We start from the raw sequence: 26,992 nt of genomic DNA, 5'->3' as shown, positions 1-26,992 counted from the left end.
ATTGCTTTGGATGCTTTCGGGGTCCACCGACAGTTGATTGAGGATTACCGATCCTTCAGTGAAGGCTTTGTCGACATTCGCGATCCCAACCTCCGCGAGGCCATCAAGCAGCAGAGCCTCGAGGGAGCTCAGTGGCCCGACCCCTGGCTCTCGCTCAACCCCTCGTTCGCGCCGGGTGGACGCGTCGACGAGCTGGTCGCCACAGGGCTGCTCCATCCCCGATGCGAAGCAGTCTTCTCCGCAAAGCGCCCGGGGGGCGCCCCTACCCCCTTCTCCCTCTACCAGCACCAGCGTGAAGCGATCGCGGCCGCCCGCGACGGCGCCTCCTACGTCCTCACCACAGGCACCGGCTCCGGTAAGTCGCTCGCCTACATCGTCCCGATCGTCGATCGCGTGCTGCGCGACGGCAGCGGCGAGGGCATCCGCGCCATCGTCGTCTACCCCATGAATGCTTTGGCCAACAGTCAGGTCGAAGAGCTCGACAAGTTCCTCCGGGTCGGCTTCGACGAGCCCCCTGTGACGTACCGCAGGTACACGGGCCAAGAGCAGGGCGAGACCCGGCAGGAAGTTCTCGACAACCCGCCGGACATCCTGCTGACCAACTACGTGATGCTCGAGCTGATGCTCACACGGCCGGATGAGCGGCGGTTTCTCCAGCAACACGCCAAGGACCTGCAATTTCTGGTGCTCGACGAGCTCCACACCTACCGCGGCCGGCAGGGAGCCGATGTGGCCATGCTGGTCCGCCGCATCCGAGAGCTCACCGGCTCGGGCGAGGCGCTTCAGTGCGTCGGAACCTCCGCCACGATGTCCAGCGGGACGACCATTGCCGAGCAGCAGGACGACGTCGCCGGTGTCGCCTCACGGATCTTCGGGACGCCCATCGTCCCAGAGCGGGTCATCGTCGAGACACTCGTGCGCGCCACGACGGTGCGCGACCCAGAGCCGGCTGCATTGGCCCAAGCGACGAGGACCCGCGGCCAGGTGGAGTACGCGACCACCCTGGGCTATCCCGAGCTCGTCCAGGACCCGATGGCCTCGTGGATCGAGGACACGTTCGGCATCACCGAGGAGAGCGGGTCGGGGCGCCTCGTGCGCCGTCCGCCGACGACTGTCAAGGTTGCCGCCCGGGAGCTGGCCGCCATCACCGGTCAGGACGAGCAGACCTGCGGCAATGCCCTCCGTGCCACCCTGATCGCCGGTTCGGCCGCCAAGGACGAGCACACCGGCCGGTCGCTCTTCGCCTTCCGCCTGCACCAGTTCCTGTCCAAGGGCGGCTCCATCCACGTCACGGCCGAGATGCCAGCTGTTCGGCACATCACCCCCGACTACCAGCTGACCGTCCTGACGCCCGAGCAGGACGCCGAGCTCGACACAGAGAAGCGCCTCTATCCACTGGCCTTCTGTCGCGAGTGCGGCCAGGACTACCTCATGGTCCGCATCCCCAAGGACGGCGATGGGAGCCACTTCATCGCAAGGCACGACATGCGCCCAGCGGACCAGCTGGACGGCTATCTGTTCATCTCCTCTGAGCGCGAATGGCCAATCGACCCGGTCGCGGAGGACAGGCTGCCTCTCTCGTGGCGCAGCGGGCAGCCAAGCAACCCGATCGTGCCTGCCCGCCGCGGCGACGTGCCGCGCCGTGTGCTCGTGTCGCCCGCGGGGGACTTCGTTGCCAGCGACGTGGCCGGCGCCGGCGACGCCCAGGGTCGCGTTGTTGCCGCGTTCGTCCCGGGTGCGTTCAGGTTCTGCCTCCACTGCGGGGTGACCTACGAGGGGCTGAGGACCAGCGAACTGGCCAAGCTGGTCACCCTCGACAAGGAGGGCCGCTCCAGTGCGATGAGCGTCATCGCCTCCAGCATCGTGCGCGCGCTACGTGCCTCGGGCGGCGACGGCGTCCCGCCGGAGGCGCGCAAGCTCCTGACGTTCGTCGACAACCGCCAGGACGCCAGCCTCCAGGCCGGGCACTTCAACGACTTCGTGCAGGTTGTGCAGCTCAGAGCCGCTCTCTACCAAGCGGTCCTGGCCGTCGACAGGGACTCTGGGCTGGATCTGCTCGATCTCGGCCGCGAGGTCGCCAAGGCCATGAACCTCCAGCTGTCCGACTACGCCCTCGCCCCCGACGCCCTGGACGATCGACCCATCCGCCGCGCCCTGAGAAACGTCGTCGAGTATCGCGCCATGCGGGACCTGCAACGCGGCTTCCGGGTCACCCTGCCCAACCTGGAGCAGACCGGACTGGTGCGCGTCATCTACCCCAGCGCGCGCCGCCTTGCCGAGCGCGAGGATCGCTGGGTCGGCACCCATGAGCGGCTTGAAAGTCTGGCACCGACGCAGCGCGAAGAGATCGTGCACGTCCTTCTCGACGAGCTCAGGCGCGTCCTGGCGATCGACGCGGAGGCCCTCACCCAGGACAACGTCGACCGCCTCCGTCGGGAGAGCCGGGAGTACCTTGCAGGCGTCCTCGCCGTGGGGGAGAACGAGCCAGACCCCGTCGTCGGCATTGCCGTCCCCGAGTCCGGAAAGAAGGGCGGAGCCCGGTCCATCCTCAACCTGACCGGGCGCTCCGCTTTCGGTCGCTGGCTCCGGTCCCTGACACCGTTCAAGGGCATGTCCGCCGCAGAGGCAGACGACGTGATCGTCGCCCTCGTCAGGCTGCTCCACGATGTGGGCATGCTCGCCGAAGTCACCGAGCTCGGCACCACCGGCTACCGCGTCAAGTCCTCCGCCATGGCCTTGTTCGCCGGCGACGGCAAGGGCGGGGCGCCCGACCCGGTCCGACGCACGTTTGACGCCGAGCACCGGCCCCGGGTCGTGACATTCTTCCGAGACCTGTACGTCGATTCTGGTCACCAGCTGAGGGGTCTCCGCGCAGCCGAGCACACGGCCCAGGTGCGGGCCGATGATCGTGAGAAGCGCGAGAAGGCATTCCGGACGGCTGAACTCCCGCTGTTGTTCTGCTCGCCCACCATGGAGCTGGGCGTCGACATCGCCTCCCTCAATGCCGTCGCCCTGCGCAACGTCCCCCCCACCCCGGCCAACTACGCCCAGCGCAGCGGTCGTGCCGGACGCTCGGGCCAGCAGGCAATCGTCGTCACCTACTGCTCATCGGGCAACAGCCATGACAGCTACTACTTCGAGCGCTCGCATCAGATGGTCGCCGGCAAGGTCACGCCACCGCGGCTCGACCTGGCCAACGAGGACCTCGTCCGATCCCACGTCCACGCCCTGTGGCTCGCCGAGGCGCTCACGCTCACCCCCGCCGGACTCCAGAGCTCCATGTCGTCGGTGCTCGACCTCGGCCATAAGGACTTCCCGGTCCGCGCGGAACTGGCAGAGGTCCTCAGTGAGCCCGACGTGACGAGCCGCGCTCGCCTGGCCGCCCACGCCCTCCTCGAACCGCTGGAGGCTGAACTCAGGGCCGGTACGTGGTGGGCACCCGACTGGTCCGACCGCGTCATCGATCGGGCCGGCGACGAGTTCGACGTCGCCTGCAATCGCTGGCGCGAGCTCTACCGCTCCGCGGTCATGGAGCGTGACGTCGCAGAAAAGCTCGCGGCCGACCACTCCAAGAGCAAGGACGAACGCCGCGATGCGGACCGGCGCCGGATGGAGGCGCGCCAGCGAATCGAGCTGCTGCTCAACGAGTCCGACACTCGAGGGCAGTCGGACTTCTACACGTACCGGTACCTCGCCTCCGAGGGGTTCCTCCCTGGCTACTCCTTCCCAAGACTGCCCCTCGCGGCATACATCCCAGGCTCGCGCAGGGGAGCGGAAGGCTCTTGGCTCCAACGGCCCCGATTCCTCGCCATCAGCGAGTTCGGACCCAATGCGCTCATCTACCACGAGGGCGCTCGCTATCAGGTGACGCGAATCGCCCTGCCGCGCGGCCACAGCGGCGACGGTGCCGCTGATGTCGTGCGCAGCCGGCTCAAGGTGTGCCAGGCCTGTGGCTACCACCACGAAGCTGACCCTGGCCCCGACATGTGCGAGGAGTGCGGCGAGCGCCTCGGCCAGACCTGGAATGAGCTCCTCCAGCTGCAGACCGTCATCACGCGCCGACGCGAGCGCATCTCCGCCGACGAGGAGGAGCGCAACCGCGTGGGTTACGAGCTGCACACCACCTACCGCTACATGCCGCGCGGCACCCACCCTGGTTACTCCCGTGCCACGGCAACGGATCGAGACAACAAAGCGGTCATCGCCCACGTCACATACGGCGACAGCGCCGAACTGCGCGTCACCAACCTCGGCCGGCGGAACCGTTCCAACCAGAACCTGCAGGGCTTCTGGCTCGACCTCGTCAAGGGGCGATGGCTCTCCGAGGTCAAGGGAGAGCAGCAGGGCGCCGACTCGGACGAAGATGGACTGGAAGCCGCCCAACAGGACGTCAAGGCAAAGGCCCGGGTTATCCCCTATGTGAAGGACCGGCGCAACGTCGTCGTGTTCCGCTGGGACCGCCAAGTCGAGGAGAGCGACGCCATCACCCTCCAATACGCCCTCGAGCGCGGCATGGAGATCCATTTCCAGCTCGAGGACTCCGAGCTCACCAGCGAGCTGCTGCCCGACGCCGACGGCCGCGGACGCGTGCTGTTCGTCGAGTCGGCCGAGGGCGGTGCCGGGGTGCTGCGCCGCCTGCAGGCCGAGCCGGAAGCCCTCGCCCACGTGGCCCGCGCTGCACTGGAGCTCCTCCACGTCGACCCCGTTACTGGGGAGGAGACCGAGGATGCATGCATCCGGGGCTGCTACCGATGCCTGCTCTCCTACGGGAACCAGACCATGCACGAGCGGATCGACCGTCGGGTGGCGATCCCGGTCCTGCAGCGCCTTGCCGAGGGGATCACGACACCGGAAGCCGAGCGGCCCGACCGGTCGGTCGTCGCCCCGGCCCTGTCACCGCTGCCTACGTCAGACCGCATGGCTCCGATTGAGCCGGGTCAGGAGCGGAACGGCAGAGCCAGCGAGCTTGAGGCATGGCTTCGAGCGGCCGGCTTGCGGCTGCCGAGCGCGTCAAAGGCGACGCGCGAGGGCATGACCGTCGACATGGCATTCGACCAGACGTCGCCGCCTGCCGCCATCGTTTTCGAGGACGGTCACGACCGTGACGCAGCAGGTTTGGTCTTCGCCGGTTACAACGTCGTCACCGTCTCTGCGCAGGACGACCTCTGGGAGGTCATCCTGCGCAACCCCGCCGTCTTCGGCACACCGACCACCAAGCCAGCACCGCCAGCGCCAGAGCAGGGAGCCCCCCGATGAGCGTCACCACCGACCAGACCACCACCCGGTATGCCGTGGGGTCCCTGGTGCACGCCCGCGGCCGCGACTGGGTGGTGCTCCCCGAAAGTGACGCCACCCTGCTCGTGCTACGCCCGCTCGGTGGCGGAGAGGACGACATCGCCGGCGTCCTCACGGACTACGAAGAGGTGCGCCCGGCCACGTTTGCGCCCCCGAGCCCGACGGACCTGGGTGACGACCGCAGCGCCCGACTGCTGCGTGACGCGCTGCGTATCGGATTCCGCTCCACCGGCGGTCCTTTCCGCTGTTTGGCCGGGCTGGCTGTCTCGCCCCGGCCCTACCAGCTGGTGCCGCTGCTGCTGGCGCTCCGGCAGGAGACGGTCAGACTGCTTATCGCTGACGACGTGGGCATCGGGAAGACCGTCGAGGCGGGCCTGGTCGCAGCAGAGATGCTGGCCCAAGGTTCGGCGCGGGGGCTGACCGTGCTCTGCCCGCCCAGCCTGGCGACCCAGTGGCAGCAGGAGCTGTCGCAGAAGTTCGGCTTGGACGCCGAGCTGGTCCTCCCGGGCACGGTCCGTCGGCTGGAGCGGGGCCTGGCGGGCGATGAGTCGATCTTCACGCGCCACCCCGTGACGGTCGTCTCAACCGACTTCATCAAGTCCGAGAGTCGGCGACACGAATTCCTGCGTGCGGCACCCGATCTGGTGATCGTCGACGAAGCCCACGGCTCGGTCAACGACGACAACGGCCGAGGATCCAGCGGCCGCACCCAGCGCTACCGCCTGCTGCGCGACCTCGCGGATGACGACCAGCGACACCTCGTGCTGGTGACCGCCACCCCGCACAGCGGCAACGAGGGCGCCTTCCGGAACCTGATCGGGCTGCTGGACACCGACCTCGCCGGCGTCGACCTTTCCTCCGAGCAGGGCCGCCGTGCCTTGGCGCAGCACCTCGTGCAGCGGCGCCGCGCCGACATCCGGCATTACCTCCAGCAGGAGACCCAGTTCCCCAAAGACCGGCAGATCCAGGAGCGGTCCTACCTGCTCACGCCGTCACACCGGGACCTGTTCGACGACGTGCTCGCCTACGTGCGGGGACAGGTTCAGGACACCAGCGGCACCAAGCTGGAGCAGCGCGTGCGCTGGTGGTCGGCGTTGTCCCTGCTGCGGGCCATGGCCTCATCGCCCGCGGCGGCCAAGGCGACCTTGGCGACCCGCAGCGCGTCGGCTTTGGCCGAGTCGGTGCGTGTCGCAGACGACTTGGGGCGCGCTGAGGTGCTCGACCTCGCGGAGGACGAGGCCCTCGACGGTGCCGACGCGACGCCGGGGGCAATGACTGACGGGGAGCCCACGAGTCGGGGCCGACGGACGCTGAAGCAGCTGCAGGAGCGCGCCGAGGCCCTTCAGGCCCGCCCGCAGGACGACGCCAAGCTTGCCTTGCTGGTGGCCGAGATCAAGAAGCTGCTCAAGGACAAGGAGGCCGGCGACGCAGGCTTCCATCCCATCGTCTTCTGCCGCTTCATCCAGACGGCTCACTACGTGACCGATGCGCTGCGCACCGCCTTCCCCAAGGCGGCCGTCGAGGTGGTGACTGGTGAGCTTGCCGCGGACGAGCGGTCGGCCCGCGTCGCCGAACTCGTCGAACGGGCCGGTGCCGGCCCGAAGGTGCTCGTGGCCACCGACTGCCTCTCCGAGGGGGTCAATCTCCAAGAGGACTTCCAAGCGGTCATCCACTATGACCTCGCCTGGAACCCCACCCGACACGAGCAGCGGGAAGGGCGGGTCGACCGCTTCGGCCAGCCCAGCGACGTCGTGCGCGCCTTGCTGCTCTACGGCGAGGACACCGGCATCGACGGCATCATCCTCGACGTGCTCCTGCGCAAGCACGAGGCCATCCGCAAGGACCTAGGCATCAGTGTCGCCGTGCCTCCGCAGAGCGACCAAGTGCTCGCCGCGCTTCTCGAGGGTGTCCTGATGCGTGGTGCCAACCACGAGCAAATGACCCTCGACCTCGGCGTCATGCCCCAGGCCAAGGGGCTCGAGGACGACTGGCGCAGCAGCGCCGAAGAGGAGCGCAAGAGCCGGTCCCGATTCGCCCAGGCCACCATTCACCCTGAGGAAGTTCAGGCTGCCCTCGACGCCGCGCGCGCGGCCATGGGCGAGCCTGCCGACGTGCGCAGCTTCGTCGCCGGGGCGTTGCGCGAGCTGGGGGCTGACGTCGTCACCGAAGACGCCAAGGGGATGACGGTGGACATCGCCAACACGCCTGTGGGTTTGCGTGATGCCCTGCGCGCCAAGGGGACCTCGATCACCTTCTCTGCCGACCTCCCTGCTCCCAAGGGCGCTGCCGTCCTTCAGCGCACCGATCCAACGGTGGCCGGATTGGCCCGCTTCATCCTCGACGGTGCGCTCGACGCTCAGATATCCGACGAGCAACGACCGGCCCGCCGCTGCGGCATGATCGCCACCCATGGTGTCGACCAGATCACTACGGCGCTGTTGCTGCGGCTGCGCACCCACGTGACCCTCCCTGGTCGTGACGGTGAGCGCACCCATGTCGCGGAGGAGGCCAAGATCGTCGCCTTCAGCGGTAGTCCCACCAGCCCGCGATGGCTCGATCCCGACGAGGTTGACCAGCTCATGACGGCCCTGCCCGACGCCAATGTCGCGCGCGACGTCGCAGTCAACACCATGGCTGCCGTCCTGAAGGCCGTGCCGACCCTCGAGCCCGAGCTGGTCCGCGTGGCCCACCAGGTCGCCGAAGATCTGCGCAGCGCCCACGTGACCGTGCGCACGGCGGCCCGAGGCGATCGCGTCGGGCGCCTTGCCACCCACGGTCTCGACGTCACCCCCGAGCTGCCCGCCGACCTGCTGGGCGTCTATGTCTTCCGGCCCGCGGGAGGTGTCGCATGACCAACACACAATCCATCCGCGTCGTCGGTGGCGTCCTGCCACCGTCACTCATCGGGCACCTGCAGGACGGCACCCTGGGTTCCGCCGAGAGCCGGTCCGCGAAGTCCTACCACCTCATCGGCTCGGAGTCGGTGCGCGACGGAGCTGCCCGGGCCTGGTCCTACCTGCGCGGGGCGTGGAGGGCGTGGCACGAAGCCGACCAGGGACGCGTCGAGGGATCTGCGGGCACCGGTCCCGCTCGCGAGCGGTGGTTGCTGCCCCTGCTGCGCGAGCTCGGTTACGGCCAGGTGCCGGCAGCGGGCCACGGCCTCACCATCGACGGGGTCGACTACCCCGTATCCCATCTGTGGCAGCACGTCCCGGTGCACCTGCTCGGTCCCGGTGTCAGCCTCGACAAGCGCAACCCTGGCATCGCTGGCGCAGCGCGCGCACCGCAGGCCATGGTGCAGGAGCTGCTCAACCGCACCGACCAGCACCTGTGGGCGATCCTCTCCAACGGCTCCCGTCTGCGGCTGCTGCGCGACTCCACCGCCCTCGTCGGCTCGGCCTACGTCGAGTTCGACCTCGAGGCGATCTTTGAGGGCGAGCTCTACGCTGAGTGGCTCATCCTCTTCCAGCTGGCGCACGTCTCGCGTCTGGAGGTCCGCTCTGAGGAGGGGCCGGCAAGTTGCTGGCTTGAGACCTGGCGCGGCGAGGCGACTGATGCCGGAGCCCGCGCCCTGGGTCGGCTGGAGAGCGGCGTCGAGCGTTCGCTCGGCGCCCTTGGCACCGGCTTCTTGACCCACCCCGCAAACAGCTGGCTCCTCGAGGCCTTGCGGAGCGGAGAGATCGGCCGGCACGACTACCACCGCGCACTGCTGCGCCTCGTCTACCGGCTGCTCTTCACATTCGTGGCCGAGGACCGCGACCTCCTGCTCGACCCCGCCCGTGCGGCGCAGAGCCGCGAGAGGTATGCCGCGTACTTCTCCACCGCGCGCCTCCGCCGCCTCTCGCGCGTACGCGCAGGTGGCCCCCACGGCGATCTGTGGCACCCCCAACGCGTCGTCCTCACGGCGCTGGGCACGGACGGCCTGGCCGACCTTGCGCTGACCGCGCTCGGCGGCGTCTTCTCGCCCGACGCCCGGCAGACCATTCCCGCGAGTGCACCCGACCAGCGGGATCTCCTGTGGGGCGCTGAAATCGCCAACGCCGACCTGCTCTCCGCCGTCGCGCACCTCGCCTGGATCACGACGCCCAGCGGCCGGACCCAGCCCGTGGACTACCGCCACCTCGGCGCCGAGGAGCTGGGCTCGGTCTACGAGGCACTCCTCGAGCTCGACCCGTCGGTCGATGTGGACGAGCGCACCTTCGCCGTGGAGCGGGTCATCGGAAACGACCGCAAGACCACCGGCTCCTACTACACCTCGCCCAATCTCGTGTCGGCCCTCCTCGACACCGCCCTCGACCCGGTGATCGACCGCGTGGCGCCGTTGGGCGTCGACCCTGAGGCGGGGGAGCGCGCGCTGCTCGGGCTGACGGTATGCGACCCCGCCTGCGGCTCAGGGGGATTCCTCGTCGCCGCTGCACGCCGGATCGCGCACCGACTTGCCGAGGTGCGTGCGGGAGACGACACACCGACGCCCGAGATGGTCCACCACGCCATGCGTGACGTCGTCGGTCGCTGCATCTACGGCGTCGACCTGAACGACCTTGCCGCCGAGCTGGCCAAGGTTTCGCTGTGGATCGAGGCGCTGGAGCCCGGCAAGCCGCTCAGCTTCCTCGACGCCCGGATCCGCACCGGCAACGCCCTCTTCGGCACCACCCCAGCCCTGCTGGAGCGCGGTGTGCCTGACGAGGCATTCAAGGAGATCGGGGGCGACGATAAAGCAATCGCTGCGACGCTGCGCAGGAAGAACAAGTCGCAGCACACCGGCCAGGGCATTCTGTCGTTTGGCTCAGCCATCGACATGCGATCCCTTGCGGATGACCGCGAAGCGCTCCTGGGCAATGCCGACGACATTGAGGGAGTCGAGAAGCAACGCGAGCTCTGGTCGCAGGTCCTGGCGTCTGGTGAACGGCAGCGCGCCCTCAGGCAGGCGGACGCTTGGTGTGCCGCCTTCGTCTGGCCACTGACCGCGGAGACCGCGGCCACCGCGCCGACAACCGCCATCGTGTCTGCCTTGGCTGGTGAGAATGTTCCGTCTGATCTCGAACCGACTCAACGGGAAGTGCACCGCCTGAAGGCTCAGTACCGATTCTTCCATTGGCACCTCGAGTTCCCCGAGGTCTTCCTTGGCGACGGCGAGCCCGGTTCCGACGGCTGGTCAGGGGGCTTTTCCTGCATGCTCGGCAACCCGCCGTGGGAGCACGTCGAACTGAAGGAGCAGGAGTACTTTGCCGCCCGCGATCCCGAGATCGCATCGGCTGCCGGAGCGAAGCGCAAGAAGCTCATCGCTGCGCTGGCGGCGAATGACCCCGTGCTCGATACCGCATATCGCAAGGCCAAGCGGGAGGTTGACGGACTGAGGCATTTCGCCTCAGCTGGTCGTTATCCGCTGACTGGCCGGGGGCGGGTCAAGACCGATCCGATCTTCGCTGAGTTGTTCCGCAGCCTCACGGCGCCCGACGGTAGGACAGGCGTCATTGTCCCCACAGGGATCGCCACCGATGCCACGACGCAGTTCTTCTTCAAAGACCTCGTGCAGACGAAGTCGCTAGCGGCGCTCTACGACTTTGAGAACGCCAAACCCTTGTTCGAGGGCGTGCACCGTTCATTCAAGTTCTGTCTCCTGAGCCTGACGGGTCGCCGGGATCCGGTTGACGCTGCAGCGTTTGCCTTCTTCTTGCACGACCCATCGGAGATCGCAGCGAAACAATTCGCGCTGACGCCCGAAGAGATCACGCTGCTCAATCCAAACACCGGAACGTGCCCGATTTTCCGCACTCGCCGCGACGCCGAAATCACCCTTGGCATCTATCGTCGGGTGCCCGTGCTGATCCGGGAGGGTGACCCGAGAGGGAATCCTTGGGAGGTCTCCTTTATGCAAGGACTGTTCAACGTAACGACCGATTCGAATCTCTTCGGAACTTACGCGCAGCTGGTGGAGAACGGCTGGACTCTGGACCGCAACGTCTTTCGACGTGGAGTCGACGCCATGCTGCCCCTTTACGAGGCGAAGATGGTTCACCAGTTTGATAATCGCTGGGCAACATACGAGCGCGATGGATCGGTGCGCGCTGTGACGACTTTGGAGAAGGGGGATCCGTACTTCGCCTCCCTGCCGCGCTATTGGGTCGGCGCCGGGGAGGTCGCCAGCCGACTGGATGGCCGGTGGAATCAGTCATGGCTGATGGGGTGGCGCGATATTGCACGTGCAACGGATGAGCGAACCGCCATTGCATCGTTCGTCGGTGAAGGAGCCTCGCCGGAGGGTGGAACGCTGCTCGTGCTGCCTCGATCCCAATCCGTGCACCAGGCGCAGATGCTGCTCGCTTCTTTCAACTCGTTTGCCTTTGACTTTGTGGCGAGGCAGAAGGTGGGCGGGACGCATCTGAAGTACTTCACAATGCGCCAGCTCCCAGTCCACCACCCAGCCACCTTCGACAGCAAGGCCGCGTTTTCGGGGCTTCCGCTGAGGGACTGGATCGCAGTGCGCGTCAGCGAGTTGGTTGCCACCTCGTGCGACACGCAGCCGTTGATCCCGGGCGAGGAGCCATTCAATTGGAATGTGGATCGGAGGAGGCACTTGCGCGTCGAACTCGATGCCGCCTTCTTTCACCTGTATGGCGTAGACCGTGACGGGGTCGACTACATCATGGAGACATTCCCCATCGTGAAGCGCAAGGACATCGCGGCGCATGGGGAGTACCGCACCAAGCGGCTCATCCTCGAGGTGTATGACGCGATGCAGAAGGCGATCGAGACCGAAACCGAGTACCAGACCATCCTCGACCCGCCGCCCGGCGAAGGCCCGCGGCACCCCGCGAAGGAGTCCTGACGATGGCCGATTGGAGCCAGTTCCTCCACTGGGCAGAGCGATTCGCTCAGGAGGTCGACCTCGACGCCGAGGAGCGGAACTACAAGCTCGTTGCCGCAGAGCGGTGGAAGGCAGCAACTGCCGCTTGTCTCAGCGGCGCCGATGACTGGGCGGAGCTCCTTCGTCGGGCGGCAGGCTCCGGGAATCTTGTGGATCCGTTCTCCCAGACCTGGCTGCGCAACGCCATCGAAAAGCATCCGGAGCAGGTCCGTGAGGCGTTCTCTACGCTCGGCGGGGCCGGTGATCCCAACGCCATTGACGCATTTGAGGCGGCCTTGAGGTCTTGGGGGGATTACGTCAGTCCGGGTGACATCACCGCATTCGCCTCTCTCGTCCTCATGGCTGAGAAGCCCGAGGGCCGTCCACCGTATAGAGCGCAGTTCGTCACAGACTGGGGAAAGCGGCTGGACTTCCCGTCGAGCGGTTCCCCGGTAGAGCGCTACGTCGCGCTTCTTGCGTTGTGCGACGAACTCATCGAGGCCGCCAGCGAGCACGGACTGGCGGTCAAGGACCGGCTCGATGCCCAAGGGCTGGCGTGGGCAGTCATGAAGTACGAGCCTCCGGTGCGGTGGGAGCCGCTCGAGCAGGCGAAGCTGATGGCGTGGCGGCGTGGCGAGCAGTCCTCCGATGCTGTTGTCGAGCGGGGTCAAGGAGTTGCGCCGCTGATGGAGGAGGGGGCCTGGCTCGTCCTCGGACGTGGACTGCGGGGAGACACCTCAGCCCTTGACCTCACGCTACAAACCTGGACCGTCGAGAACGCCGTTGAGCTACGCCGCCGGATCCAGGACAACCCGCCCGGCGACGGTGGATTCATGGAGAAGCTCGCAGGCCAGATGGCTGGAGCCGACGACGCAGTCATCGTCCTACTCGCCGAACTCTTATATCTGCGCAACGCGCCGCTCACCGACATGAAGGCGGGTACGAAGATCGCGCGCACAAACGCGGTTCTGTCTTGGTGCGCCACCCCGCGTTCCTTGCCACAGCAGCTGGCCGACTCGTTGGCGGAGGCCGATGCCTTCCGTGGAGGACAGGGCTATCACAACCGCACTCCTGACCACCTGCTGTGGCTGACCCGCTTCGTCGAGCACTGGATGCAAACGCCTGACGGAGAACGATTTGAAGGCCTCCGCGACCCGTTCGCGTTCCGCGATATCGCCGCAGCCACGGCAGAGGACATGCCGACGATTCGCTATGTCATCGAGTATCTCGCCTGGCCGGGCATCTTCCCCTCGGTAGTCAGCGGCGACCACCGCACCAAGATCCACGAAGTGCTGATGGCGGATCTTGGCGAGCCCAGCGGAACTGACGAGCGGGCCATCACGCGGGATCTAGTGGCTCTACAGGCCTTCCATAACCGCAAGGCCAAGGGGCACGGCGCACGGTACATGTGGTACCGCTCGCCGTACCGAGAGCGGTGGAACCCCGGGGCCGACATTCCGCCCCGAGCCTGGATCGTCCGTCCCAGTGACGGCGGCAGCGCCCTCGTCGCATCGTGGATTGCGGAGGGGTTCGTCTCACTCTCGGCCAAGATGCTCGGCACCGTCGAGCCGGGTGCGACCGAGCCCGTGGTCAGCAAGGCTGTCAAAGAGGGCTACACGCATCTCGACGCCTCACAACGCGAGGCGACCGCCACGGCATACCACGCATTCCTCACCCTCATGAAGGAAGACGACATCGTCGCCACGATCGACGGCGGGCGTCTTCATGTGGGGCTCGTGAGTGGTGCTGCGCACTACGTTGGCGCGCCGGGCAGTCGACTGCGGCGAGAGGTCAGCTGGTCCCAGGCATCAACGGATCAGGGAGCGCTCGCCGCACCCCTGCCGTCGCTGCTCGACCAGCAAGGCTCAGTCGTTGACGCCACAGCTGCGTTCGACGTTCTCGCCAGCTTGGTCGACCAGGCAGAGCCTGTGGAAGACGAGGAGGTAAACGAAGCCCCGGCCGACAAGCCCACGCTCGTTGCCACGCCACATCTCCCGGCGGTCACCGACAGCGTGGCAGCGGCCCTGCACATGGACCGCGGACCGCTGCAGGAGATCGTGGACCTGCTTCAGCGACGCCAGCAAATCGTCCTCTACGGTCCGCCCGGAACGGGTAAGACATACGTCGCGAAGGAACTCGCCAAGCACCTGGTCGGGGATCCGAGCCGAGTGCGGCTGGTGCAGTTTCACCCCTCGTACTCCTACGAGGACTTCTTTGAGGGGTATCGGCCCGTCACCGAGAACGGTCAGGCCACGTTTGCCTTGAAGGACGGACCTCTCCGGCTGTTGGCAGCCGAGGCGAGCAACCCCGAGAACCGCGAGAACGCCTATATCCTCATCATCGACGAGATGAACCGAGCCAACCTCGCGAAGGTGTTCGGTGAGCTCTACTTCCTGCTCGAGTACCGGAAGGAGACGGTGCGTCTCCAGTACCAGCCGGAGAAGACGTTCTATCTCCCCCCGAACCTGTTCATCATCGGCACCATGAATACTTCCGATCGGTCTATCGCACTAGTCGACGCTGCCATCCGACGCCGTTTCCCCTTTGTCGAGATGCACCCGTCCGAGGAGCCGGTGAAGAGTGTGCTCAGCCGCTACTTGGCGTCCAACCACATCACGGACGAGCGTGCGGCGCTGCTGGCGGAGCTCAACCTCCGCATGGGCGAGGGAGGTCGTGACCTGCAGATCGGCCCGTCCTATCTGATGCGCCCCGAGATCCAAACGGCCTCGGACATCGACCGGATCTGGCGCTACGACATCTTGCCGCTCCTGGAGGAGCACTACTACGGCCAGCTCGATCGCCAAGCGATCCGTGAGAAGTTCGGGGTAGCGGCTATGCGACAAGCCGTCATGAAGAAGTCAGCTTCCGAATCTTCGCCGTCAACGTCATTCGGCGCTGGTAGTGCCGACGAAGCGGATGGATCGGCGGCACTCGATGCCTTCGACCTGACCCTCGAGGGCGACTCGTCCGGTGAGCCCATGTGAGCGCGCTCCGATCCGTTCAGCTGGATGAGCTGAGCGACGGTGGCGAGCTCGCCGCATTGTCAGTTGTTGAGGCTGCCGCTCTTTCATCTACTGAACTCGTCGAGGTACGGCCAGAAGGCGATGGCCGCTGGAGACTCCTCCCCCGTGGGCGGGTCGGCGCAGTCCGCATCGGCGATGTGCAGGTTCAGGTCACCCCCAAGGAGAAGGTGGGTCTCGCACACCTGATCTTCCTTCTCGGGTATGCGAAGGATCCGGGATTCCGCCCGGAAGACGTTACGGGCGAGCGTGACGATGATCTGTGGCCCGCCATGGCGCACTCCCTCGCTCGCGCCGCGGATCGGGCCCTAGCCCGAGGGGTGGTGCAGGGGTACCGGACGACGGACGAGGCTCTGCGCACCATCCGCGGGCGTATCCGATTCGGTGACCAGCTGCGGGCTCGCCCGGGTATGTGGGTGCCGGTCGAAGTCACGCACGACGACTTCACTGTGGACACCGTTGAGAACCGGATCCTGAGGGCGGCGCTCCGGATCATGCTGGCGGTGCCACGGCTCGACGACGGAGTTCGTCGGCGTCTCGCGCACCTCGACGGTCGCCTCGAGGGTGTCGAGGTGCTGCGGCCCGGTTCTCCAGTGCCGTCATGGACGCCGTCGCGACTGAATGAGCGATATCAGCCAGCCCTGAGGCTGGCGGAGGTCGTGCTTCGGAACTGCTCGGCGAAGCCCAGTCAAGAGGGCATCGAGATGGCCTCGTTCGTCGTGACGATGTGGAAGGTGTTTGAGGATTTCGTGACAATCGCTCTCACGGAAGCACTCGCTCCGCACCCCGGGCGGACGCATGCTCAACTCCCAGCCTTCTTGGCGGGCGCAGGCAGCTGGGAGAGGGGCGAAGTCCCGATGAACGTGGACGTCGTCCATCGCGCGGACGACGGAAGGCCCCTCGTTGTCTTCGACGCGAAGTACAAGGTGGCGTCAGCGAGCGGCCAGTACGCGAACGCCGACCACTATCAGATGCTCGCGTACTGCACAGCCCTTAAGGTGCCGCGCGCGTGGCTCATCTATGCGGGTGGTGGGTCATCCACCCGAACTCGGACGATCAAGAACATAGGGGTTGAGGTTGTCGAGGCGCCACTCGACCTGTCGCAGTCTCCCAATGTGGTTCTGAGGCAAGTCGCTCAAATCGCCACTGAGGCCCTCGCCGGAACGACGTCCAAGCAGGAGGCAGGATGAGGAATCGAACCGTCACACTGGTCGATCTGGGCTTGGATGCGCCCTTCAATGCGTCGATGCAGTTCGTGCAAGCGACGCTCGACAACCTCAACGAGGGTGGCCAACATCCGATCGTCGATGTCAACTTCGTGCGTTCACGAGACCAAGAGACGCTCTGGGCAGCACTCACGACTCCGTCAACAGTGCTTCACGTGATGGCGCACGGTGATCATAGTGACGAGCCCGTCTTTCTCTCCAGCGATGAAAAGACCGAGATCACCCTGAGTTACTTGGCCGAGCATTACACCGGACTTGGCACTGGAGTCGCAGCCCCGATCGTCATCGCTGACGGCTGCAAAACGGGAGTCGGGGTCTGGCAACGTGCCATCCGCGACAGCCTTCAGGACTCGATTCTGTACATCGGTACGACAAAGGCTGTGGGGTGGTACGAGGGGACGGTCTTTGCCAGCGCCTTCTATGGATCGCTGTTGCGGCGACGGGGTCGAGGGCTCTCGGCACTCGACCAAGGACGGGATGCGGTGGCGAAAGCCTCAGACGCCTTCACGACGGTGACTGGTCGGAAGTGCCCCTATCAGGGGCGTGTGCTAAGCCCAAGCCGTCGCGCCATAACGGCGGGCGCCAAGCGCTAAGGACTGTCGCGAGGCCAGTCGCGCCGCCAGTCGCCGCCGACCGAAAAGTCTGGTGTTGATGTGTGTGGTGTGAGCCAGCGCGCCGGGTTACCGGGTTAAGGGGGGAAGGCGTCCAGCCCTTGATGCTCGGGCGACTTTCATCCCGCGTGAACTCACGGATCTCGACGATATCCGAGCCTGTGTTGCGCTGCCGTGCCGCCGGCGGGCCGGTGACCTCCTTGACGCCGACTCACAGCTGGCCTCGATGACGGACCTCGTCTATACGTCGCGGTCTGGAGCTGGTACCTCGCGCGAGGGCATCGGACCAAACTCCAAAGGCCCGTGCGCCTCGTTCTCGGGGGAGAGCCGTCCGGCGGGTTGCGAGGCGTCCTCTTGTGCACGCACCGCCCTCCGATGTAGTTTCATGCTCCTAAGTCGACTGCGTCCGGCGCCTTCCGGAGGTAGTCGACTTTTGGCTACCTTCCGCCAGGCAGTGGACGCCCAAGTGGAGGATGAGAGTGGATGCCGAAGCCACTGGATCAACGTGAAGTAGACGAACGACTGCGGCGACTCAACCTCCGCTTGTTCGGACCGCGTGATGCCGCAGGGAACTGGCACTGCTTGTGTTTGAACTGTCACGGGCGGGTCCGGATCAGCCCCTCACGCCTGGCAAACAAGAATGCGAAGCTCGGCTGCCGAACATGCAGCTACGCAATCAGAAACCGGGCCCAGCGAATCTCCGATGACGATGCGCGAGACCTTGCGCTGGCTGCCGGCATGAAACCGCAGGAGTCCTACCCCGGCTACCACCGTCCGTGGCTGTGCGAGTGCGTCTCGTGCGGTGAGCCCGGGAAGCCGCGCCTCGCCAACCTTCGCAGCCGCGGTTCGGGATGCGAACCCTGTGCACGAAGGACCCGGGCCGACGCCAAGCGGTTACCCGCCCCGCAGGCAGAGGCAGTGATGCGCCGCGCTGGGTTGGAGCCCTTGGTTGAGTACCCTGGCTGTGCCCGAAGGTGGCGATGTCGGTGTATGACATGCAAGCGTGTTGGGCACCCGACCCTAATCAACGTGCGTCGCTTGGGCCGGGGTTGTCGCGGGTGCGGACGCTACGGCATTAAGTGGGATGAGCCCGCGTTCGTGTACCTGCTGGAACATCAGGAGCACCGGAGCCTGAAGGTGGGGGTTACGGCGCAGAAGCCATTGGCGGAGCCTCGTGTGCCGCGACTCTGCCGCCGCTACGGCTGGTGCCTCGTCGGCAAGATTCTCCTTCTGACCGGCGAACAGGCATATGAGGTCGAGCAATCAGTCTTGAGATGGGTCCGTGACGATCTTGGACTTCCGCATCACCTCACCAGCGCCGAGACGGAGGGGGCAACCGAAACCTTCAGTGCGGACATGGTCGGCGTTGTTGACGTTATGGACAAGATTCGTGCCGAGGCGCAGCGGGTGAGAGCCGCCGGAGGTGGTTTCTGGCCAAGCTAGAGGTATCTGGACGGCGCGCGTCTGCCTCCTTGTCCCTGTAGCCGTCACCGTGACGGCGCAGGGGAACGCAAGGGAGCACGACATGGCCAAGTACGTGGGGTCGTGGTGGATCCGCGACAACATCGATGGGCGCCGGCTCGAGGCTGAGGGGTTCGCATCGACGCTGGGCGGCCTCGCCGAGTTCGACTGGACCCAGAACCACGGTGAGAGCGACGTCAAGGAGTCCGACTTCGTCACGACCGCCAGCACCACCCAACGCAGCGACCAGGTCGACGCGATGCAGATGAGCTCGCACGGCTGGCAGGACGGGTTCCTCGTCTGGGGCGGCAGCGTCGATACGAGCGAGGCCGTCGACTTCGGCAAGAACGACCTCGAGGTCTTCGCGACGCACGCTTGCGACCTGCTCCACCACGGCTCCGACAACTCGGTTGGCCGCTGGATCCCCGCCTTCTCGCGGCTGCACTACATGCTCGGCTTCCACAACAGCAGCTACTCCGGCGGCGGCCAGAACGCCCGCGGCACGTGGTTCGCCATGTACGCCGCGTGGTTCTTCTACGGCCCGCTGAGCTGGCTCTTCAAGATCGACCTGCCGGTCCGCGAGGCGTGGGCCGAGGCCAACGAGATCGTCGAGGGCAGCAACGTCCAGTGGGCCTACCTGCGGGCCGAGGCCCCCGGCGCCCCCACCTACAACGAGCGGCTGCGCGCCGCCGAGACCCCCGACCCCGTGAGCAACCGGTCCTTCTGGACCGCGCGCGGCACCTGCTGACTGCGCTCGCGCGCACCGAGACCCCAAGGAACTCGCCATGCCACTGACATTTCACGACATCGACTTCACGGTCGACCTCCCCGACGTCCCGCGCACCAGCCCAGTCGCGACCCACGTCCCGCCCTGCCTCAAGGAGCACGACGAGACGACCCGGGCCATCGCCAAGGTCCTCGACATCGACGTCCGTGGTACCGCCCAGGTCCCCCACGGCTACGCCATCGGCAGCAGCCGCGGCCAGGTCGAGGTCTTCGCCGCGAGCGGCGCGGTCCGCGCGCGCAACACCGAGCGGCTCACGGCATACGAGGACGAGAGCCGCCGCTGGGAGGGCGTCGAGCGCGGCGACGACGGCACCTACCGGCTCTCCGACGACGCGAGCAAGCGCCTGAGCCACCACGGGCTCGAGATCCTCGGCCGCGTCGGTATCCGCGCCGAGTACGCCGGACTCGACGTCACCCTCGGCCAGTGGGCCCGCCTGGGCGAGGACGGCAAGGAGGAGGACTCCGGACCCGGACGTGCCACCGTCCGTCTCTCGTATGCCGTCCACGGCCTGCCGCTCCTCGGTCCCGGCGCGAAGACGAACCTGCACTTCGACCCCGAGGACGACGGCCAGACGCCGGCGCTCGCGCGGATGTTCCACGTCAACCGCGGCATCGAGTCGACCGGCGAGGTCGCCACCCAGTCGCTCGACGAGGCGTTCTCCGGGCTGCTCCGGCAGAGCTGGTCCGGCAAGGGCATCCGCGACGGCGAGGGCCGGATCACGATCACGGCAGCGACGTTCGGGCTGCTCGCGCTGCCCGCCGACGTCGTGCAGACGTTCGCGGCATCGGCGCTCATGGTCGAGGGATCGGTCAGCGGCGTCGAGGTCGGCAAGGACGAGACGGTGACGGTGCGCTTCGGCCAGTACCTCCCGCTCGCCCACCCCAAGGCGCTCGCCGAGGCGGGCTACGGCGGCGGCCGTCTCGAGCCGGGCGTCGTCGTGACGGGCCGCTCCAGGGGCGAGTGACACCTCGCAGCCGACCGCCCGGTGATTCCGGACGGCTACGGCATCCCGACGAACTCGAAGGGCCAGCTCGCGTGGAGTGACGTCGAGCCGCGTCTCGTGCGGTCGATGCACTACTGGCTGAGCAGCGTCCGACCCGACGGCAGGCCTCACTCGGTGCCCCGCTGGGGAGTCTGGCTCGACGGCAGGTTCTGGTACGACGGGGCGCCGAGCACCCGGCACACGCGCAACGTGGAGGCCAACCCCGCCGTCACCCTGACGCTCGAGAGCGGGACCGAGGTCGTCATCGTCGAGGGCGAGTCCGTCGCGACCCGCGCCGATGCGGACGGGCTCGGTGCCCGGCTCTCGGAGGCGTTCACGAAGTACGCCGACAGCGGCTACTCGCCCGGGCCGGACTCGTGGTCGGGCGAGGACGGCGGTGGGCTGCGGGTGATCACCCCGCACCGGGCGATGGCGTGGTTCGCGTTCCCGACGGACTGCACGCGCTTCACCTTCTGACGCAACGGCACTGCCCCTCGTGGCTGCGCGTCGACCTCTCGCCCGCAGGCGCACATCCGACCGGGGGAGGAACCATGGGGCGGGTCGCGGCGTTGAACTCCTCATGCCCCTTCCCCCGCTGACCGACCAGGCCCGTCGACTCGTGGAGCTCGGGGTGCACGACCTGGCCGGAGTGAGTGAGGCGGAGCTGCTCACTGCGGGGAAGGGTTCTGCCACCGGGCTGTTGGTGACGCCAGCCCCGGCCTCCGCGCTGGCCGGTCTGCTGCGGCTGGACGGCAACGAGGGCTTCGTCGTCGAGGACCTGACGGACGTCGACGAGTTCAGTCCGATCGAGGAGGCGGCTCGGCCGGACGGCGTCTACGTCGTGGACGGCCTGGACCGTGGTGACTCGCACCGCAACCGCACCCCCGCCGAGGCGCTGCCGGACCTCGTGGCGGCGGGGCGGTCGCCTCTCACCCTGGAAGAGGGGCTGCATTGGGCGATCCAGGACTGTGCGGTGCTCGAGCGGAACCACTGCTTCATGACGATCGGGTCGAGGCTGCGCAAGGCCAGGGGCGGGTTCGACGCCCGCACACCGGCGCTGTGGATCAGCAACGGCACCGGGCGCGACGGGCGGGCTCGCGCGGGGGCGCCGAAGCTCGGGTGGTGCTGGTGGGGCAACCGCCACACCTGGCTCGGCATCGCCTCGTGCGCCGGTCGCTCCTGAGCTCGACCGGCATCCAGCACCGCGTCCGCCGGCGGCTCGTAGAACGTGTGCTGCACCTCGAGGACGGGGGAAGCGGCGTACGTAGGACGACTGGGAGGCGGTCCACCCACACAGCCCGACGCGAGCGTCCACCTCGCTGCCCGTCCGGCGGATCAGCTCGGCTGGACGGTCCACTCCGGCGGCTCGTCCGTGCCGGCCTCCTCGTCCTTCTCCGCATCCTCCGCCGTCTCGTGCACGGTGCCCTTGGCGTGGTGGGTGGGGGCGTAGATCGCGTAGAGCTGCAGCGGTTCGTCGCCGGTGTTGACGACGTCGTGCCACGTGCCGGCAGGCACCTGGATGGACCAGCCGTCGGTGACGTCGGTGTGGGTGAGCTCGGTCTCGGAGGGGCCCATCCGGCATACGCCGGAGCCCGCGTCGATGCGCAGGAACTGGTCGGTCTCGGGATGGACCTCGAGCCCGATCGAGGAGCCGGGGGCGATCGACATGAGCGTCACCTGGAGGTACTTGCCCGTCCACGCCACCGAGCGGTAGGTCGTGTTCTGCCTGGTCGCCGTCTCGATGTCGAAGGCGTTGGGCTTCGGTCCGTTGTCGGTGATGCTCATGACGGGGACGTCCTCTCAGTCGGCTGCTTCGAGCCTAGCGTCGAGGCGGGCGCTCATCCCGGGGATGGCAGTTCACGAGGTTCGTCAGGCGGTGGCGTTGGCCGCGATGGGGTGGGGGTAGGTCGCCTCGCGGTCTTGGAACGACAGGATGTTGGGGTTCTTGATCTCGCCGTCCTGGATCTCGATGGCCCGAGCGATCGTCGGCTCGTCCTTCCACGCCGCCGGACCAGAGAGCACCGTCCGCAGGTGCGGGAGCAGCGCCGAGCTGATCTCCCACGTCGCCGAGTTCCACAGGTAGGACGGGGTGTGGTCGACGGCGTAGTAGGTGATGTTGTCGCCCACGACGAACGTCGGCTCCTCGAAGGTCGTCGGCTTGGCCCAGCTGAAGCCCATGCCCTCGTCGCACGACACGTCGACGATGAGGCTGCCCGGTCGGAACAGCGGCAGGTCCGACTCGGTGAGGAAGGTCCAGGGCGCCTCGGTGTCCTGCAGCACGCAGTTGACGACGATGTCGTTGTCGGCGAGGTAGTCGGCCAGGGGGACCCGGCCCTCGTTGGTGACGACCATCGTCAGTGACGGGTCGTCGGCGTGGTGGTCGAGGTGGACGATCTCGACCGAGTGGATCGGGGACGCGACCGCGGCGACCTTGCGGTTGGTCAGGACCCGCACGTCGGCGATCCCGAGGGCGCTCAGTGCCGTGACCGCGCCGCGCGCCGTCGCGCCGAACCCGATGACGACCGCGCGCAGCTTCCGCCCGTAGCTGCCGGTCGAGCCGATCTGCTCCAGCGAGTGCAGCACCGAGCAGTAGCCGGCGAGCTCGTTGTTCATGTGGAACACGTGCAGGAGGAAGCTGCCGTCGTGCGCCCAGTGGTTCATCGCCTCGAACGCGATGAGCGTCTGACGGCGGTCGACCGCCTGCTGGGTGATCGCCTGGTCCTGGACGCAGTGCGGCCAGCCCCAGATGATCTGGCCGTCACGGAAGTCGGCGAGGTCCTCGGCCTGGACCTTGGGCTGCAGGACGACGTCGCACTCGGCGATGAGCTCGGCGCGGGTACGGACCCCGCCGATGAGCTCGGCCACGGCCTCATCCGACATGCCGAAGGAAACCCCGTACCCCTGCTCAACGAAGATCTGGGACCGGAGGTCGTCGTCGATCCTGGCGAGGTGCTCCGGGTGGATCGGTAGCCGGTGCTCGTTCTCCTTGCGGGAGTGAGCGAGGACGGCGACGGTGAGCAGGGGGTCCAAATCAGCGCTTCTTTCCGTGGAGCGTGTTCTCGATGCCGGAGGTCGCCGAGCCGTCCGACTTGGCCTTCTTGTCGGCGCGCTTCTCCTTGATCGACTTGCCGGACTTCTTGGAGAGCGAGTGGCGTGGAGATTTGTCGGACATGACCGGCTCCTAGGTGAGGGGACCCGAAGGGTCCCGCTCTCTCGGAGGGTACGCCCTGTGCATGAGGCCTGGCTCCAGCCCACGAGGGTCCTGCCGGGGGTCCTGCCGCCCGGCTCGGGTTGACGCACGTCTCACCTCCGAGTTCACCCGATCGACCTGCCGGGTTCGCGCAGGAGGCCTAGCGTGGAGACATGCCGACGACTGTGGGGACAGAGGCTCAGAACGCGGACGCGCGAGGCGGTTCCGCCACCGGCTCGGTGGAACCGGTGCTCGTCGCGGAGGGGCTGGTCCGCTCGTTCGGGTCGCTGCGCGCGGTCGACGGGGTGTCGCTGCGGATTCTTCCCGGCGAGACCTTCGGGCTGCTGGGACCCAACGGGGCGGGCAAGACGACCGTGATCTCGATGATCGCCGGCCTGCTGCAGCCCGACGAGGGCACGGTCACCGTCGCGGGGGTCCCCATGGGGCGCTCCTCGGTGGAAGCCAAGGGCCACATCGGCCTCGTCCCGCAGGACCTCGCGATCTACCCGGAGCTGTCGGCCCGGGACAACCTCCAGTTCTTCGGGAAGCTCCAGGGGATGCACGGTCGGCCGCTGCGCGACCGTGTGGCCGAGGTCCTCGACCTCGTCGGCCTCGGTGACCGGGCCAAGGAGCAGAGCAAGAAGTTCAGCGGCGGCATGAAGCGCCGCCTCAACATCGGGATCGGGCTGCTCCACCAGCCGGACCTGCTCATCCTCGACGAGCCCACGGTCGGGGTCGACCCGCAGTCCCGCAACGCGATCCTCGAGTCGGTCGAGGCGCTCTCGGGCGAGGGCATGGCCGTCCTCTACACGACGCACTACATGGAGGAGGCCGAGCGGCTGTGCGACCGGATCCTCATCCTCGACTCGGGGCAGGCCCAGGCCGAGGGCACCCGCGACGAGCTCATCGAGCTCACCGGTGACGCCGACCGGGTCCACCTCTCGGGGAGCGGCGACCTGGCCGCAGCGGAAGGTGCCGTGGCCGGCATACCGGCTGTGGCGAGCGTTCATCGCGACCCCCATGCCCTCGATCTCACCGTGCGGGGTGCGCCCACCGCGATCGCCCTCATCGTCAACGCCGCCACCGGCGCCGGCATGAAGCTCTCCAACGTCGAGATCCGGCGTCCCGACCTCGAGTCGGTGTTCCTCCACCTCACCGGCAAGGCGCTGAGGGACTGACATGGGGCGGGTCCTCACGATGGTGCTCTCGGACCTCAAGCAGCGGGTGCGGGACTTCTCCGTGCTCGTCTTCGCGGTGCTGGTGCCGCTGGCGCTGATGTTCGTCATGAACCTCGTCCTGTCCGGGGTCGCCGACGAGGGGCTCCAACCCATCACCGTCGCGGTCTCCGTGCCCGACGGCGACGAGCTGGCGGCGGTGGTGCCGCACGTGCTCGGCGAGGCCAGCCTGGGTGAGCTCCGGGTCACCGTGCGCGACGCGGACCCCGAGGAGGTCCGGGGCTTCGTCGACGACGGCACCGCGGGGCTCGGCGTCGTCGTGCCCGCCGACTTCACCGCCGCCCTGACCAGCGGCACGGGGCCGGAGGTGGAGATCATCCGGGGTGACGACTCGGGCATCGCCGGAAGCGTCGTGACCGCGATCGTCGACGGGACGCTCGCCCAACTGACCGCCGGCACCCGGGCCGCGGTGGCCGCGCAGGGCCTCGGCGTGCCCCCGGAGCAGCTCGGCGCCCTGGCGCAGGCCGTCGCCACCGAGGCGCCGCAGGTGACGTGGACCGAGGGGCGGACCGCCTCCGAGCAGCTCGGCATGGGGGAGAGCATCGTCGCCGGGCAGAGCGGGATGTTCCTGCTCTTCACCGTGGGCTTCGGCGTGCTGGCCCTCGTGACCGAACGCGGCCAGGGCACCCTGGGCCGCCTCCTCTCGATGCCGATGAAGCCGGAGCTCATCGTGCTCGCCAAGGGCATCGTCAGCTTCGTCCTCGGGATCCTCGCGACCACGGTCCTCCTCGTGGCGGGTGCGACCTTCTTCGAGGACGTCGACTTCGGCTCACCCGTCGCCGTGGCCGCGCTCGTCGTGCTCGTCGTCGCGGCGACGACCTCGATCATGTTCGTCATCGCCAAGGTGGCGCGGACCGCGGAGCAGGCGGGCATCGCCCAGGCGATCGTGGCCGTCTCGCTGGGCATGAGCGGTGGGGCGTTCTTCCCCGTCGCCAACACGGGGTGGGTGGGTCAGCTGCTGTCGGTCAACCCGGTCAAGGCCTTCACGAACGGGCTGGGCATCACGGCGGGCGGCGGTGGGGTCGGCGACCTCGGCCCGACCGCGCTGACCATGGCGGTCTTCACCGTGGCGTGCCTCGCGCTGGCCCGGGTGCTGCCCGAGCGGAAGGACGTCCTGTGAGGTCCGTGCTCGCCATCGCCGAGGCCGAGCTGCGCCGCTTCCTCGCCGACCGCTCCAACATCTTCTTCGTCTTCATCTTCCCGCTCGTCCTCGTGGCCGTGCTCGGGGCGTCGTTCGGCGGTGACTCCGCCAGCGCCAGGGTCGCCGTCGTCGGTGGGGAGTCCGCGCTGCGCTCAGCCGTCGTCACGCAACTCGAGCGAGCCGACGCCGAGGTGACGATCACCGGGGACGACGACATGCGCCAGCGGGTCGCCCGCGGCGGTGCCGACGTCGGGGTGCTCGTACCGGAGGAGGCCGCCCGGGCCTTCGACGCGGGCCAGGGGCCCGAGCTCGAGATGGTCACCGGCAGCCAGTCCAACGCGCAGGCCGCGGCCCAGGTGGTCCGGACCGCGGCCGCGGCAGCCACGCTGCGCTCCGGTCAGGAGCGGGCGCTCCAGGCTGCGGCCACCAGTGCCGGCGTCGACGGGGACATCGACAGGGCGCTCGACCGGGCGGGCACGAGCATCAGGCCCGCCGAGACGCAGGTGCGCGACACGAGCGGCCTGGCCCAGGAGCTGGGCGGTCTCGGCCAGTTCGACCTGGGTGCCTCGAGCCAGGTGCTGCTCTTCACCTTCCTCACGACGCTCAGTGGCGCGGCGGCGCTCATCCAGGCGCGGCGCGACGGCGTCGTCCGGCGCGTCATGGCCGGCCCGGTCACGTCGGTCCAGACGATCCTCGGCCTCGGGCTCGGGCGGCTGACGATCGCGCTGTTCCAGGGCGCCTACATCGTCCTCGCGTCGCGGCTGCTCTTCGGCGTCGACTGGGGGAACCTTCCCGCAGCGCTCGGCCTTCTCCTCGTCTTCGGGCTCGTCGCCGCGGGAGTCTCGATGGTCATCGGCGTCGTCGCCGACAACGAGGGCCTGGCGACCGGCCTGGCCGTCGGTGGGGGCCTCGTCCTCGCCGCACTCGGGGGCTGCATGATGCCCCTGGAGTTCTTCCCCGACTCGCTCCGCCCGGTCGCCTTCCTCACCCCGCACGCCTGGGGCTACGAAGGGTTCGCGGAGATCCAGCGGCACGGCGGGACGCTGCTCGACATCCTCCCGCAGCTGGGCGTGCTCGCCGGGATGGCCGTGTTGTGGCTCGCCCTGGGCTCGTACCTGTTGCGGCGCTCGCTCGCCCGCGCGATGTGAGGCACCGCTACTCCTTCGTATGCCGTGTCGTGCCCTTCGGTGTCGGACG

Annotated in this window: 17 protein-coding genes; 14 read left to right on the top strand and 3 right to left on the bottom strand. The window is 67.7% G+C overall.

Going from position 1 to position 26,992, the window contains the following annotated elements; all coding sequences use genetic code 11:
- The first annotated feature begins 6 nt into the window (after positions 1-6).
- The 11 genes from N801_RS09880 (at position 7) to N801_RS09830 (ending at position 21,412) form a co-directional block, all read left to right on the top strand.
- Positions 7-5,256: a DEAD/DEAH box helicase gene (locus N801_RS09880; protein WP_052112823.1), complete on the top strand. Its 5,250-nt coding sequence runs from the start codon at positions 7-9 to the stop codon at positions 5,254-5,256.
- The gene (locus tag N801_RS09875; RefSeq protein ID WP_035937045.1) at positions 5,253-8,147 is read left to right on the top strand and encodes a DUF8741 domain-containing protein; all 2,895 of its coding nucleotides are present in this window, start codon (positions 5,253-5,255) and stop codon (positions 8,145-8,147) included. The genes N801_RS09880 and N801_RS09875 overlap by 4 nt, the downstream gene beginning before the upstream one ends.
- Positions 8,144-12,124: an Eco57I restriction-modification methylase domain-containing protein gene (locus tag N801_RS09870; RefSeq protein WP_035937043.1), complete on the top strand. Its 3,981-nt coding sequence runs from the start codon at positions 8,144-8,146 to the stop codon at positions 12,122-12,124. Before N801_RS09875 ends, N801_RS09870 begins: the two co-directional genes overlap by 4 nt.
- Positions 12,125-12,126: 2 nt before the next feature.
- A complete protein-coding gene (locus N801_RS09865; protein WP_052112822.1) occupies positions 12,127-15,126 on the top strand; it encodes an AAA family ATPase in 3,000 nt (999 codons plus the stop codon).
- Positions 15,123-16,352, top strand: coding sequence for an McrC family protein (locus tag N801_RS09860; RefSeq protein WP_052112821.1), 1,230 nt, complete (start codon positions 15,123-15,125; stop codon positions 16,350-16,352). Before N801_RS09865 ends, N801_RS09860 begins: the two co-directional genes overlap by 4 nt.
- Positions 16,349-16,981, top strand: a complete 633-nt coding sequence (locus N801_RS09855; protein ID WP_035937042.1) for a hypothetical protein — start codon at positions 16,349-16,351, stop codon at positions 16,979-16,981. The genes N801_RS09860 and N801_RS09855 overlap by 4 nt, the downstream gene beginning before the upstream one ends.
- Before the next feature lie 1,116 nt (positions 16,982-18,097).
- The gene (locus tag N801_RS09850) at positions 18,098-18,442 is read left to right on the top strand and encodes a hypothetical protein (protein WP_035937039.1); all 345 of its coding nucleotides are present in this window, start codon (positions 18,098-18,100) and stop codon (positions 18,440-18,442) included.
- A gap of 82 nt (positions 18,443-18,524) precedes the next feature.
- The gene (locus N801_RS09845) at positions 18,525-19,208 is read left to right on the top strand and encodes a DUF6345 domain-containing protein (RefSeq protein ID WP_035937037.1); all 684 of its coding nucleotides are present in this window, start codon (positions 18,525-18,527) and stop codon (positions 19,206-19,208) included.
- Positions 19,209-19,245: 37 nt separating this feature from the next.
- Positions 19,246-20,211, top strand: a complete 966-nt coding sequence (locus N801_RS09840; protein ID WP_035937034.1) for a hypothetical protein — start codon at positions 19,246-19,248, stop codon at positions 20,209-20,211.
- 21 nt (positions 20,212-20,232) lie between these two features.
- On the top strand, positions 20,233-20,706 hold the full coding sequence (locus N801_RS09835) for a pyridoxamine 5'-phosphate oxidase family protein (protein ID WP_035937031.1): 474 nt from the start codon (positions 20,233-20,235) through the stop codon (positions 20,704-20,706).
- Positions 20,707-20,809: 103 nt separating this feature from the next.
- Complete coding sequence (locus tag N801_RS09830; protein WP_035937027.1) at positions 20,810-21,412, top strand: DUF5701 family protein; 603 nt, start codon at positions 20,810-20,812, stop codon at positions 21,410-21,412.
- Positions 21,413-21,564: 152 nt separating this feature from the next.
- On the opposite strand, the gene N801_RS09825 is transcribed toward N801_RS09830, so the two are convergent.
- The 3 genes from N801_RS09825 to N801_RS21025 all read right to left on the bottom strand — a co-directional run bounded on the left by N801_RS09825 (position 21,565) and on the right by N801_RS21025 (position 23,401).
- The gene (locus N801_RS09825) at positions 21,565-22,014 is read right to left on the bottom strand and encodes a cupin domain-containing protein (protein WP_035937024.1); all 450 of its coding nucleotides are present in this window, start codon (positions 22,012-22,014) and stop codon (positions 21,565-21,567) included.
- Positions 22,015-22,098: 84 nt separating this feature from the next.
- The gene (locus tag N801_RS09820; RefSeq protein WP_035937020.1) at positions 22,099-23,259 is read right to left on the bottom strand and encodes a N(5)-(carboxyethyl)ornithine synthase; all 1,161 of its coding nucleotides are present in this window, start codon (positions 23,257-23,259) and stop codon (positions 22,099-22,101) included.
- A 1-nt stretch (position 23,260) separates the two neighbouring features.
- The gene (locus N801_RS21025; RefSeq protein WP_169744243.1) at positions 23,261-23,401 is read right to left on the bottom strand and encodes a hypothetical protein; all 141 of its coding nucleotides are present in this window, start codon (positions 23,399-23,401) and stop codon (positions 23,261-23,263) included.
- 191 nt (positions 23,402-23,592) lie between these two features.
- On the opposite strand from N801_RS21025, the gene N801_RS09815 reads away from it, so the two are divergent.
- The 3 genes from N801_RS09815 to N801_RS09805 are packed head-to-tail and all read left to right on the top strand — an operon-like array spanning position 23,593 to position 26,943.
- Positions 23,593-24,597 (top strand): ABC transporter ATP-binding protein, encoded by a 1,005-nt coding sequence (locus N801_RS09815; RefSeq protein WP_084108627.1) that lies wholly within the window; start codon positions 23,593-23,595, stop codon positions 24,595-24,597.
- A gap of 1 nt (position 24,598) precedes the next feature.
- Positions 24,599-25,774, top strand: coding sequence for an ABC transporter permease (locus N801_RS09810; protein ID WP_052112820.1), 1,176 nt, complete (start codon positions 24,599-24,601; stop codon positions 25,772-25,774).
- A complete protein-coding gene (locus N801_RS09805; RefSeq protein ID WP_035937017.1) occupies positions 25,771-26,943 on the top strand; it encodes an ABC transporter permease in 1,173 nt (390 codons plus the stop codon). The genes N801_RS09810 and N801_RS09805 overlap by 4 nt, the downstream gene beginning before the upstream one ends.
- The last annotated feature ends 49 nt before the right edge of the window (positions 26,944-26,992 follow it).

This window comes from Knoellia aerolata DSM 18566, assembly GCF_000768695.1.
In the GTDB taxonomy this organism is placed as follows: Bacteria; Actinomycetota; Actinomycetes; order Actinomycetales; family Dermatophilaceae; genus Knoellia; species Knoellia aerolata.
The sequence above is the reverse complement of the archived record's forward strand: the minus strand, read 5'-3'. Positions and strand labels throughout refer to the sequence as shown.